Consider the following 12,394-nt stretch of genomic DNA (forward strand, 5'->3'; position numbering starts at 1 on the left):
TGCTCGACGCCGCCGCCACGGTGGCCGAGGCGGCGGACACCGCCCCCGCCCCGCCGGACGGCGGGTGGCACGCCGACCAGATCCTCGCGCACGTCTCGCTCGTCAGCGCCGCCGCCATCGCCGCCGTCGCAGGTGTCGTGGCCGGGGCGCACACGACGTACGACAACCGGATCGCCCTCGACGCCTGGACCATCGAGCAGATCATCGCGCACGCCGGCGGCAACCCCGGGCTGCGCGACCGCATCAGCGCCCAGGCGGCCGCGCTGGGCGCACTCGCCGGAGGTGCGGCGCTCAGCGACACCGAGCTCGGCACCCTGGTGCCCACCCGGCTCCTGTCCAACGACACCCTGCTGGTCGATCAGCCCGTTCCGCTGCGCGACCTCATCAACGGGCTGGCGGAGACAGAGCTGCCCGGCCATACGAACCAGCTCCTCGGCCTCCTCCCCCAGCGGGCTCCGGTCACGCGGTGACCCCGGCACCCGGCCGCGTCACATGGCCTTGGCTCCTGCTCTGATCGCCTCACGGATACGGAAGTACGTGCCGCAGCGGCACACGTTCCGGATGCCGTCGAGGTCCGCGTCGGAGATCTCGCGGCCTTCTTCCTTCGCCCTGCGGACCACGGCCACCGCGGCCATGATCTGGCCGGGCTGGCAGTAGCCGCACTGGGCCACGTCCTGGTCGAGCCAGGCCTGCTGCATCGGGTGCAGGTCCGCGTCGACGGTGTCCGCGAGGCCTTCGATGGTGGTCACCTCGTCGTCGGGTTCGAGCGCCTTGACCGGGATCGCGCACGGGTTGACGGCCTTGCCGTTGAGGTGGCTGGTGCAGGCCTTGCAGACGTTGATGCCGCAGCCGTACTTGGGGCCGGTGACGCCCAGGACGTCGCGCAGCACCCACAGCAGGCGCACGTCGTCGGCGACGTCGACGGTGACTGTCTCGCCGTTCACGCGGAAGGTGTGCTCGGGCACGGGTACTCCCAGGTGTGGGGTTCAGGGGTGTGGGGTTCAGATGGCGTGGTCCAGGCCGTCGGTGGGCGAGGCGGGGACCGGCGGGACGGTCGGCTTGGGCTCGAAGGAGAGCGTGCCGTGATTGACCGGGAAGCTGGTCGGCATGGTGCCGGTGGCCCGTGCGTAGGCGCAGGCGACCGCGGCCATGGCGGCGGCGACCCCCAACTCCCCGGCGCCACCCGGCTTTTCCCTGCTGCTCGGCATGATGACGATGTCGAGTTCGGGCGGGGTGTTCCACTGCCGGGTGTAGAAGTAGTTGTCCCAGCTGGCTTCGAGGAAGGCGCCGTCGCGCAGGTGGAGGCTCGCGGTGAGGGTCTGGGCGATGCCGTCCATGAGGCAGCCCATCATCTGGGCTTCCAGGCCACGGGGGTTGACGGCAAGACCCACGTCCACGGCGCACACCGCCTTGGTCACGCGCGGTCCGGCGACGCCGTCGCGGATCGGCCGGTTCACGGTCTCCGGGCGGCAGTCGATCTCCACGAGGACCGCGTTGGCGGCGTGGTACTCGGTGTGCACGGCGATGCCCTGGGCCGTGCCGGCCGGCATCGTGCGGCCCCAGTTGCCCAGGTCGGCCACCTTGTCCAGGACCGCGCGGGCCCGCTCGTCGCTCAGCGCGTCGTGCCGGAAGCGGACCGGGTCCTTTCCCATGTTCGCGGCGAGCCGGTCGACGATCAGCTCGCGGGCGCAGGTGACGTCGGGTGAGTAGACGTTGCGCATGCTGCCCGTGTTGAAGCCCTTGTCGGTCTCGTTCAGCACGCGGCTGTACACGCCGAAGTCGTACGGCATCGACTGGGAGAGCTGGAAGAACGTCTCCGAGAAGCCGATGTCGCCGACGGGAAGTTTCGCGGCGATCGCCGTGATGACCTCGCCGAAGCCGTGGCTCAGGTCGGTGGCGACGCTGGTGTGGCGCTGTTTGTAGCCGAGCACCGTACCGCCCAGGTAGGAGGCCCGAACGCGCGAGGTGGCCATGGGGTGCGCGCGCCCTTGGCGGGCGTCGTCCGCGCGGTGCCACATGAGTTTGACGGGCTTGCCCATCTTCTGGGAGGCCTCGGCAGCCTCCGAGGCCGCGTCGAAGAACAGTTTGCGGCCGAAGGAGCCGCCGCTCTCCGTGACGTGCACGGTGACCGCGCCGACCGGGAGGCCCAGCCGGGCAGCGATGGTCTGCTTCGCGACGATCGGCGACTTGAGGCCGGACCAGATCTCGGCGCGGTCCGAACGGACGTCTGCGATCGCGCAGTTGGGCTCAAGGGCGCTGTTGCCCCGGAAGTGGAAGGTGAAGGTCTCCTCCACGGTCGGCGTCACCGAGGGCAGCCCCATGGACGGTTCGGCGGCCTTCAGTTCGTCCAGCACCGTCCGGTCGGACTTGCTGGCGGCCGTGCCGGGCCGCCACGCGACGTTCAGGGCCCGGACGGCGTCGATGCACTGCCCGAACGTCCGCGCACGCACCGCCACTCCGGTGGAGATCACCACGGCGTCGGTGACGCCCGGCATGGTGCGTACGGCGTCCAGGTTGGCCACCGAGGCGACCTTGCCGTTGATGGTGGGCGGCCGGCACACCATGGTCGGCAGCGCGTTCGGCACGGCGAGGTCCATGGCGAACTTCTTGCGGCCGGTGACGGCGGCGAGCGCGTCGACCCGGTTCTGCGGGGTGCCGATGACGGTGAACCGGTCGGCAGGCTTGAGCTCGGCCGTGACGGCTTCGGTCGTGACGGCCGCGGCCTTCCGGGCGAGGTCGCCGATGCCGATGCGGTCGCCGGCGGCGCCGATCACCTCTCCGGCCTTGATCGTCAACGTGGAGACAGCCGCGCCGAGTTCGATCGCGGCCGCCTCCAGCAGGCGGCCGCGCGCGACGGCGGCGGCGACCCTGACCGGCGTATAGGTGGAGATGGTGGTGTTCGATGCGCCGGTGAGCTGGTTGAAGAGGAGTTCGGGGCGTGCGTCGGCGAGGGTGATCCGCACCCGGTCCAGCGGGACGTCCATCTCCTCGGCGATCAGCATCGCCGTCGAGGTGGTGATGCCCTGGCCCACTTCCGCGCGGGGCAGCGCGAAGGACACCGTGCCGTCGGTGTTGACCTGGACCGTGATCAGGGCCGAGGTGGGCGCCGCGGCCAGGGTCAGGGCGTCGTTGAGGTCGACGATCTCGGTGATGTCCGTCGTGGGGATGCCGGGTCCCGAGGAGGTGTCGGCGGCGGTCGCTGCCGGGGCCGGGGCGAGTTCGGCGGCGGCCATCAGTGTCGGTGCCGCGAGGACATAGCCGAGGAACCGGCGTCTGCCCAGCTCGGGTGCCGGTGGGGGTGACTGGGGGCTGCGGTCGGTCGTCCCGCTGCTGCGCGGTCTCATAGGCGTGTCCCGTGTGTACAGCTCGGCCCCGGGTGGTGGCCGGCGGTCCGGTTGCGGCGGGGTGGCGGGCGGCGGGGGCGGTTCGAGCGGTCACCGTCCCTGCCGCCCGCCCGTCGGGTGGCCTTCGGAGCCGAACCAGCCGTTCAGGAGGGCCGGTTCATGTCTGGGATGTTGATCGCGATGGGCTGCCCTTCGGCGAGGAAGAGCAGGACGAACTGGCGGATGGCCTCCTCCAGCGTCCATACGACCGAGGGGATGCCGGGGAGCGGGATCAGTCCCTCGCGGAAGGCCACCAGCAGCGGCCATGCGGTCGCGATCAGCGGCTTGAGGATCGGTTCCTTGGACAGGCCGATCATGTCGCCCACCTGGTCGCTGAGCGTGTACCGGGAGAACGCGCTGATGAGGGGGCGCGTGATACCGAGATCGAGTTCGGCCACGATGCCCAGGAGGACGTCGGCCAGCGCCTCTCCTTCGGTGGTGTGGGCCAGGATCGGGTCGAGGACCTGCTTCGACTGGGCGTCGGCGGCGTCCCACGTGGCGGGAATGTACTCCTCCTTGACGCCGAGCATCGCCGCGCTGACCTGCCACACGTGCAGATAGGCGTCCGCGTCCGCGGTGGAGACCTTGACTCCCCACTCCTTTAGCTTGCGCATGACAAACGTGGCCAGGCTGTGCCAGGTGACCAGGATGTCGGCCTGGCTGATCGGGATCTTCTGGCCGCCGCTCACGCGCGTCCAGTCCGGGGACTGCGGGAGCAGGTGCCGCACCGCCGCGTGCACCAGCCGCGTCTTGACGGCGGTCACGATCATCGAGCCCTGCGGCTTGTAGGCGTACACGTCGCCGATGTCGTAGCCGAGCCGGGCGGTCTTGGCGATGCGGTCCTTCATGTCCGCGCCGCCCTTGGAGTAGTACACGGCGCGCGACTCGCGTGGGATGGCGGTGCTCATGAGGCCGCTGCCGAGGCCGTAGAGCGCGCCGACGTAGATGCCCTTGGTCTTGCTGAACTGGGAGGCCCGGTCGAGCTTCGTCGTGTCCGCCCAGGACGGCAGTTGCCGGGCGTGCTCCATGAACTCCCGCAGATCCGCGGGGAGTCCGTCGGGCAGCGCCTGGTCGTTGCGCGTCCACTGCTTCAGCGCCGCGTTGGCCTTGGCCACCTCGCCGCGCTCGATGACGGCGGCGAGGACCGGGTCGGCCTCCTCGTCCCACACCCACTCGGGGTCGACGCCTGCTCCCTGTCCCGCCACCGACCCGCTGGGCGACCACGTCCACAGGGACCGGGCGGCGGCGGGCGACGCCGCGCTCAGCGCTCCGAAGGCGCCGAACGCTCCACCGGCCAGCAGCATGTTCCGCCTGCTGAGCCTGCCGTTGAGCTGATCCATCCTGGACATCCTTTCAGCGTGCACTCGGCCGGTTGGTGTCGGGAATCGTGAGTTCCGTGCCCTGCCCCTTGGTGAGGAAGAGGAGGATGTACTGACGCGCCGCCTCGTCGACCGTCCAGGCCAGCGGCGGCACCAGCGGGAGCTTGATGAGCCCCTCGCGGAAGGCGACCAGCTTCGGCCACACGGTCTCGATGGTCCTGTGCCAGAACGGCTCAGGGGGAATGCCGTCCATGTCGGCGACCCGGTCGCCGACCAGGTAACGGGCGAGGGCGTTCACGAGCGGTCGGTCGACTCCACCGGGGCTGGTCTGCTCGGCGAGCTGGCCGAGCAGGATGTCGGTCAGCTCGACGCCTTCCTTCGTCGAGGTGAGGATCGGGTCGAGGACCTGCTTCGACTGGGCGTTGGCGGCGTCCCAGGTGGCGGGGATGTACTCGTCGCGCACGCCCAGCATGTGCGCGGTCACCTGCCACACGTGCAGATACGCCTCGGACTCGGCGGAGGTGACCGGCACCTTCCACTCCAGGAGCTTCTGCATCGCGTACGTGGCGAGGCTGTGCCAGGTGACCAGGATGTCGGCCTGGCTGATCGGGATCTTCTGGCCGCCGCTGACCTGCGTCCACGCCGGGGACTGCGGCAGCAGGTGCCGCACCGCCGCGTGCACCATCCGCGTCTTGACGGCCTGGACGGCGCAGTCGCCGCCGTCGCGGTAGGCGTCCAGGTCGCCGACGGCGAAGCCGAGGATGCTCGTCTTGGCGACGCGGTCCTCCATGTCGGCGCCGCCCTTGGAGTAGTACACCGAGCGGGCCTCCCGGGGAATGGCGGTGCTGAGCATGCCGCCGCCGATCCCGTTGAGCACGTTCAGGTAGAAGCCGCGCGACTCGTTGAACTTGGCGGCCCTCTCCAGCTTGTCCCGGTCGGCCCAGGACGGCAGTCGGCGCGCCGCGTCCATGAACTCCCGGACGTCCTGCGGGAGTCCGGCGGGCGGCGCCTGGTCGTTCCGGGTCCAGGCATGCAGTCCCTCGTTCACCTTGGCGACGTCGCCCCGGTCGATCACGGAGGCGATCAGCCGGTCGGCCTCGTCGTCCCAGACCCATTCCGGGTCGACGCCCGCCCCCGCACCGGCGACCGAGCCGCTCGGCGACCACGTCCACACGGAGCGCGCACTGGCCGGCGACGCCGCGCTCAGCGCCCCGACGGCACCCAGCGCACCTCCTGCCAGCAACATTTTCCGCCTACTCAACCCGTCCATTGCTCTGAACTCCTCCTAGAGTTCGATGGATCTGCTCGTCCTGCAGTCGCTTTGGTACGGTGAAACACGTTGAGCTTCTCTGTATCACCAGGGGAGCACAGTCACCCCATGAACGCCAGAGGCTGCACAGAATCAGGGAGGCACTTGTGGAACCTGTCCTGTCCGAGCCGGCGGGACCTTCCGGCCCTCCCTCCGTCCTGGAGCTCGCCTTCAGCGACGCCGCCGCCGACTCCCCGGACATGGACGACGAGGTGTCCGTGCGCCTGCTCGACGCCGCGTACGAGCAGTTCTGCCGCATGGGCATCAAACGCTCGACGATGGCGGACGTGGCGAAGCTCGCGGGAGTCTCCCGGATTACCGTCTACCGCCGCTTCGCCACGAAGGAAGCCCTGGTCGAGCAGGTCGTACGGCGTGAGTTCCGGCGCTACTTCGACCAGTTCACCGTCGAGGTCCAGGCCGCCGGGACCGTCGCCGACCGGGTCGTCGTGGGCTTCGTGAGCTCCCTGCGCGCCATCCGCCACAACCGGCTCATCGGCGGCCTGATGACCGTCGAGCCGGAGGTCGTCGTGCCGTCGATGACCGGTGACGGCGGCCGCACCCTGTTCGTGGTGCAGCAGTTCGTCGCCGAGCGGCTGCGGCAGGAGCAGCGGGCCGGCCACGTCGGCGCCGACGTGGACGTGGACGTGGTGGCCGAGATGATGGTCCGGGTCTGTACGTCGTTCCTGGTCGTGCCGAGCCACGTCATCGACCTCGACGACGACGAGCGGATGCGCGCGGTGGCCCGGCAGTTCCTGGTGCCGATGCTCGGGCCACCGTGCGCGGACCCGCGTCACGCGTAGCGCTCACCCCGCTCGGCCCTGGCGACGAGCGACGCGGGCGGATCGAATCGCCGTCCGTAACGCTCCGTCAGTTCCCGTGCCCTGGCGACGAATCCGGGCAACCCGCCGGGATAGCCGTTGATGTACTGCAGCACGCCGCCGGTCCACGACGGGAAGCCGATGCCCAGGATCGAGCCGACGTTCGCGTCGGGCACCGAGCGCAGCACCCCCTCGTCCAGGCAGCGCACGGTGTCCACGGCCTCGGCGAACAGCATCCGTTCCTTCATGTCCTCGAAGGGGATGCGCCGACCCGGCTCGGTGAAGTGCTCGTACAGGCCCGGCCACAGGCCCGCGCGCCTGCCGTCCTCGCCGTAGGCGTAGAACCCGGCCCCCGACGACCGTCCGCCGCGCCCGAACTCGTCGATCATGCGGTCCACGACCGGTTCCGAGCCGTGCGGGTGCCACGCGCCGCCCTCGGCGAGTGTCGCTGCCCTGGTCTCCTCGCGGATCCTGCGGGGCAGGGTCAGGGTCAGCTCGTCGAGGAGCTGGAGGGGCGGTGCGGGGTAGCCCGCCTGGGAGCCCGCCTGTTCGATGGAGGCCGGGTTGAGTCCCTCGCCGAGCATCGCGACCGCCTCGTCGATGAACTTCGAGATGACCCGGCTGGTGAAGAAGCCCCGGCTGTCGCCCACCACGATGGGCGTCTTGCCGATCTGACGCGCGATGTCGACGGCCTTCGCCACGGTCGCCTCGCCGGTCCGCTCCCCCGCGATGATCTCCAGGAGCGGCATCCTGTCGACGGGCGAGAAGAAGTGCAGGCCGATGAAGTCCGCGGGCCGCTCGACGCCCTCGGCGAGCGAAGTGATCGGCAGCGTGGAGGTGTTGGAGGCGAGCACCGCGTCCGGTGCCACGATGCCCTGGATCTCGGCGAACACCTTCTGCTTGAGACCGGGGTCCTCGAAGACGGCCTCGATGACCAGGTCGCAGCCGGCGAGGTCCTGAGGATCGGCGGTCGGCAGGATGCGCGCGAGGATCTCGTCGGCCTTCTCCTGTCCGATCCGCCCGCGGGCGACGGCCTTGGCGAGGATCCGCTCGGAGTACTCCTTGCCCTTCCGGGCGGCCTCGTACGTGACGTCCTTGAGGACGACGGTCAGGCCGCCGCGGGCGCACGCGTAGGCGATCCCGGCTCCCATCATGCCCGCGCCCAGCACGCCGGCCTTGCGCGCGGTGTGCCGTGGGTGACCGGCCGGACGGCTGCCGCCGGAGTTGATGTGCTGCATGTCGTAGAAGAAGGCCTGCATCATGTTCGTCGAGACCTGCCCCGTCATCAGCTCGACGAGGTAACCGGTCTCGACCTTGAACCCGGCGTCGATGGGGAGCTGGGCACTCTCCACGGCGGCGGCGAGGATGTTGCGCGGCGCGGGCAGGTTCGCGCCCTTGAGCTGCTTGCGCAGGGTCGCGGCGTACGCGGGCAGGCTCGCGGCGACCTTCGGATGCGAGGAGGCTCCCCCGGGCATGCGGTAGCCCTTGGCGTCCCAGGGCTGCGCGGCATCCGGATGGCCGAGCACCCAGTGCCGGGCCTTGGCCACCAACTCCTCCGAAGTGTCGACGAGTTCGTGTACCAGCCCTTTGGCGACCGCATCGCGCGGCTTGTACTGCTGCCCCGTCAGCAGGACGTCCGTCAGCGCGTCCTGGAGGCCCAGTAGGCGCACGGTCCGGCTGACGCCGCCCGCGCCGGGCAGCAGCCCCAAGGTCACCTCCGGCAGTCCGATCCGGCTGTCCGGGGTGTCCAGGGCGATGCGGTGGTGGCAGGCCAGCGCGACCTCGTAGCCGCCGCCGAGGGCCGTGCCGTTCATCGCGGCGGCGACCGGCTTGCCGAGCGTCTCCAGTCGGCGCAGCTGGTCCTTCAGGGTCACGCACAGCGCGGTGAGCGCCTCGGCGTTCTCCGGCCGGGCCTGACTCATGAAGCCGATGTCGCCGCCGGCGAAGAAGCTCTTCTTGGCCGAGGTGAGGACGACGCCCGCGATGCCGTCGCGCTCCGCCTCCAGGCGGGCGACGGTGGCCTCCATCGAGTCGACGTACGTCTGGTTCATCGTGTTCACGGAGCTGTCCGGGTCGTCCATCGTCAGCACGACGACCCCGTCGCAATCCTGCTCCCAGCGGATCATGTTCGTCTTCGACATCGGTACGGCGTTCCTTTCGGGAGGTGTGCGCCGGTCGAGGGGATGTGCACGTCAGCGCTCGGTGCGAGGCGGGCTCAGCGTTGTGCGCAGCGGCGTTCTCACAGGCGTTCGATGACGGTGGCGATGCCCATGCCGCCGCCGACGCAGAGGCTGACGACGGCGCGGCGGGCCGAGCGGCGCTCCAGTTCGTCGACGACCGTGCCGACGAGCATCGCGCCGGTGGCGCCGAGCGGGTGGCCCATGGCGATGGCGCCGCCGTTGACGTTGACCTTCTCCCAGGGCAGGTCGAGGTCCTTGACGTAGCGCAGGACCACGGACGCGAACGCCTCGTTGATCTCGAACAGGTCGATGTCGTCGACGCTCAGCCCAGCCAGGTCGAGCGCCTTGCGGGTCGCCGGAGCCGGGCCGGTGAGCATGATGGTCGGGTCGGCGCCGCTGACCGCGGTGGAGACGATGCGGGCGCGGGGCACGAGGCCGAGCTCGCGGCCCACCCGCTCGCTTCCGATGAGGACCAGGGCCGAACCGTCCACGATGCCCGAGGAGTTGCCCGCGGTATGCACGTGGTCGATGCGCTCGACCCAGTGGTACTTCTGCAGGGCCACCGCGTCGAAGCCCACCGTCTCGCCGAGGTCGGCGAAGGACGGGCGCAGAGCGGCGAGGCTCTCGACCGTCGTGTCGGGGCGCGGGTGTTCGTCCTCGGCGAGCACGATCACGCCGTTGCGGTCGCGCACCGGCACCACCGACTTCGCGAAGTGGCCGCCGGTCCACGCCTTCGCGGCCAGGTGCTGCGAGCGCACCGCGTAGGTGTCGACGTCGTCCCGGGAGAATCCTTCGAGGGTGGCGATCAGATCGGCGCCGATGCCCTGCGGGACGAAGTAGGTGTCGAAGGCCGTCTCCGGGTCGGCGGCCATCGCCCCGCCGTCGCTGCCCATCGGCACCCGCGACATGGACTCCACGCCGCCGGCGACGACGAGTTGGTCCCAGCCCGAACGGACCTTCTGGGCGGCGGTGTTGACGGCTTCGAGGCCCGAGGCGCAGAACCGGTTGAGCTGGACGCCGGCGACGTGGTCGGGCAGCCCGGCCGTGAGCGCCGCGGTCTTGGCGATGTCCATGCCCTGGTCGCCGACCGGGGAGACGACGCCCAGCACGATGTCGTCGTAGCGGGCGGGATCGAGTTCCGGGTGGCGGCGGCCGAGCTCGTCGATCAGGCCGGTCACCAGGGACACCGGCTTGATGTGGTGCAGCGATCCCGTCCGCTTGCCACGGCCGCGCGGCGTGCGGATCGCGTCGTAGATGAATGCTTCGGTGCGTGCTTCGGTCACGGTGACTGCCCTCGCGTCTCGTCGTCGCCTGGCGCATCCAGCGGGGACAGGTAAGGGCATCTATTGGCGCACTGTCAATAGCCGATGATCGGCTCTGCGCTGCTCAAATCGCCGCCCAGACATGGCGAGTTAGTCATTCCCTCCAGGTCAGCCACCAAGCGGTCCCACCCAGATTGCATCTCTATTGACATGACGCCAAGAAGGGGTTCAGTGTGGGCGTCGCTCACGCACCATCCGCCCACGGTTCACGTAGGAGGGAGCCCGCCGTGACCACAGCAGAGCCGCTGCACCAGTCCACCGAAGAGCTGACGATCACCAGGCTGCTGCGCCGCAACGCCATCGAATTCGGCGAACGGCCCGCGCTGACCACCGGCCTCGGCCCGGATGCCGGAACACTGACCTGGACGCAGTTGCGGGCCGAAGTCGCCGCCCTCACCCGGGGGTTCACCCAGCTCGGGCTGCGCCGCGGCGAGCGCGTGCTCATCGCCCTGTCGAAGCGGGCCGAGCACTGGGTCACCGACCTCGCGGCAATCCACGTCGGCGCCCTGCCCTGCAGCACGTACGACACCCTGAGCACCGAACAGATCGGCGCGCTGGCCCGGCACAGCGCCGCCACCGTGCTCGTCCTGGAGGGCGCCGAGCAGATGCGCCGCTGGGCGCCGGTCCTGGACGACCTGCCGGAGCTGCGCGCCGTCGTCGTCCTCGACTGGTCCGTCGCCCCCGCCGACGATCCACGCTTCGTCAGCTACGCAGCCGTGCGCAACGCACTGCCGCCGGACGACGCCGCGTTCGAGCAGCTCACGGACAGTGCGCGCCCGGACCAGCCGCTGGCGCTCGTCTACACGTCAGGCACCACCGGAGATCCGAAGGGCGTGGTGCTGTCCCATCGCAACGTCATCCACGAGTCCCTGATGCAGGATCAGCTCGCGCCCGTCCCGGATCACGCCCGTTCGGTCGCGTACTTGCCGCTGGCGCACATCGCCGAGCGGGTCCTCGGGATCTACCTGCCGATCTGCCACGCGGGGCACGTCACCATCTGCGCCTCCCCCGCCCAACTGCTGCCCACGCTCCGGTCGGTGCGCCCGCACGGCTTCTTCGGGGTGCCACGGGTATGGGAGAAGCTCGCGGCCGGGCTGCGGGCGCAGCTCGCCTCACTTCCGGAGGAACAGGCCACGGCCGTGGAGCAGGCCAGGACGACCGCGCTCGACGTGTACCGCCGACGCTCGACCGGCCAGGACATCCCCACCGAACTCGCCCAGCAACAGCAGGAGTTCGAGGTGCCGGTGCTCCAGCCGCTGCGGGCCGCCCTCGGATTCGACGACTGCCGGCGGGCGTTCAGCGGAGCCGCACCGATCTCCACGACCGTCCTGGAATTCCTGGCGAGCGTCGGGCTGCCGGTGTACGAGGTGTGGGGACTGAGCGAGACCACCGGTGCGGCGACGGTCAGCACACCGGAGGCGTTCGCGCTGGGCGGAGTGGGCCGGCCGGGTCCGGGGATCGAGGTCAGGGAGGGCGAGGACGGTGAGCTGTTCGTCCGCGGGCCCGTCGTCTTCTCCGGCTACCTCCAGTCCGACGGCTCGGTGGCCTCCGGCACCGACGCGGACGGCTGGCTGCCCACGGGTGACATCGGCACGGTCGACTCCCGCGGCATCGTCGCCGTCACCGACCGCAAGAAGGAGCTGATCATCACCGCCGGCGGGAAGAACATCGCTCCGACGGGGATCGAATCCCTGCTGCGCACCCACCCGTTGATCGCGCATGCCGTCGCGATCGGCGACCGCCGCCGCTACGTCACGGCCCTGCTCGTCCTCGACGAGGAATCGGCACCCGCATGGGCGAAGGCAGCGGGCCTCGCCACCACCGACCTGACCGAACTAGCCACGCACGCACAGGTGTTGACCGCGATCGACTCCGTGGTCGAAGAGACCAACGCGGTCCTCTCCCGGGCGGAACAGGTCAAGCGGTACCGCGTCCTCGCCGGGCCGTGGACGGCGGAGACCGGCGAGCTCACCCCGAAGCTCAGCCTGCGCCGCCGGGCCATCGACGAACTGCACGCCGCCACCATCGAGTCGCTGTACCCGTAATCCCGGCACACGGAGACC

The 12,394-nt window shown here is 70.3% G+C and carries 9 protein-coding genes; 3 read left to right on the top strand and 6 right to left on the bottom strand.

The window, feature by feature from the left end:
• On the top strand, nucleotides 1–470 hold a 470-nt coding region (locus M4J07_RS31845; RefSeq protein ID WP_255977429.1), incomplete at its 5' end, for a hypothetical protein.
• A gap of 18 nt (nucleotides 471–488) precedes the next feature.
• Here M4J07_RS31845 and M4J07_RS31850 read toward each other — a convergent pair.
• From M4J07_RS31850 to M4J07_RS31865, 4 genes are all read right to left on the bottom strand, one after another.
• On the bottom strand, nucleotides 489–965 hold the full coding sequence (locus M4J07_RS31850; protein WP_255977430.1) for a (2Fe-2S)-binding protein: 477 nt from the start codon (nucleotides 963–965) through the stop codon (nucleotides 489–491).
• A gap of 36 nt (nucleotides 966–1,001) precedes the next feature.
• Nucleotides 1,002–3,344, bottom strand: coding sequence for a molybdopterin cofactor-binding domain-containing protein (locus M4J07_RS31855; protein ID WP_255977431.1), 2,343 nt, complete (start codon nucleotides 3,342–3,344; stop codon nucleotides 1,002–1,004).
• Between the two features lie 143 nt (nucleotides 3,345–3,487).
• Nucleotides 3,488–4,723: an oxygenase MpaB family protein gene (locus tag M4J07_RS31860; protein ID WP_255977433.1), complete on the bottom strand. Its 1,236-nt coding sequence runs from the start codon at nucleotides 4,721–4,723 to the stop codon at nucleotides 3,488–3,490.
• Nucleotides 4,724–4,736: 13 nt separating this feature from the next.
• On the bottom strand, nucleotides 4,737–5,972 hold the full coding sequence (locus tag M4J07_RS31865) for an oxygenase MpaB family protein (RefSeq protein WP_255977435.1): 1,236 nt from the start codon (nucleotides 5,970–5,972) through the stop codon (nucleotides 4,737–4,739).
• A gap of 146 nt (nucleotides 5,973–6,118) precedes the next feature.
• On the opposite strand from M4J07_RS31865, the gene M4J07_RS31870 reads away from it, so the two are divergent.
• Entirely contained in the window at nucleotides 6,119–6,811 is a 693-nt protein-coding gene (locus M4J07_RS31870; RefSeq protein WP_255977437.1) for a TetR/AcrR family transcriptional regulator, read from the top strand.
• On the opposite strand, the gene M4J07_RS31875 is transcribed toward M4J07_RS31870, so the two are convergent.
• Both M4J07_RS31875 and M4J07_RS31880 read right to left on the bottom strand, forming a co-directional pair.
• Complete coding sequence (locus tag M4J07_RS31875; RefSeq protein ID WP_255977439.1) at nucleotides 6,802–8,970, bottom strand: 3-hydroxyacyl-CoA dehydrogenase NAD-binding domain-containing protein; 2,169 nt, start codon at nucleotides 8,968–8,970, stop codon at nucleotides 6,802–6,804. The two genes, M4J07_RS31870 and M4J07_RS31875, sit on opposite strands and share 10 nt — an antisense overlap.
• Before the next feature lie 98 nt (nucleotides 8,971–9,068).
• The gene (locus M4J07_RS31880; RefSeq protein WP_255977441.1) at nucleotides 9,069–10,292 is read right to left on the bottom strand and encodes an acetyl-CoA C-acetyltransferase; all 1,224 of its coding nucleotides are present in this window, start codon (nucleotides 10,290–10,292) and stop codon (nucleotides 9,069–9,071) included.
• 266 nt (nucleotides 10,293–10,558) lie between these two features.
• On the opposite strand from M4J07_RS31880, the gene M4J07_RS31885 reads away from it, so the two are divergent.
• Nucleotides 10,559–12,376, top strand: coding sequence for an AMP-dependent synthetase/ligase (locus M4J07_RS31885; RefSeq protein ID WP_255977443.1), 1,818 nt, complete (start codon nucleotides 10,559–10,561; stop codon nucleotides 12,374–12,376).
• The last annotated feature ends 18 nt before the right edge of the window (nucleotides 12,377–12,394 follow it).

The organism is Streptomyces longispororuber (genome assembly GCF_024448165.1).
In the GTDB taxonomy this organism is placed as follows: Bacteria; Actinomycetota; Actinomycetes; order Streptomycetales; family Streptomycetaceae; genus Streptomyces; species Streptomyces longispororuber_A.

Excerpts from the sequence above, each read along its gene's own strand:
- M4J07_RS31855 (WP_255977431.1), bottom strand. The coding sequence starts at position 3,344 with ATGAGACCGCGCAGCAGCGGGACGACCGACCGCAGCCCCCAGTCACCC.
- M4J07_RS31860 (WP_255977433.1), bottom strand. The coding sequence starts at position 4,723 with ATGGATCAGCTCAACGGCAGGCTCAGCAGGCGGAACATGCTGCTGGCC.
- M4J07_RS31865 (WP_255977435.1), bottom strand. The coding sequence starts at position 5,972 with ATGGACGGGTTGAGTAGGCGGAAAATGTTGCTGGCAGGAGGTGCGCTG.
- M4J07_RS31875 (WP_255977439.1), bottom strand. The coding sequence starts at position 8,970 with ATGTCGAAGACGAACATGATCCGCTGGGAGCAGGATTGCGACGGGGTC.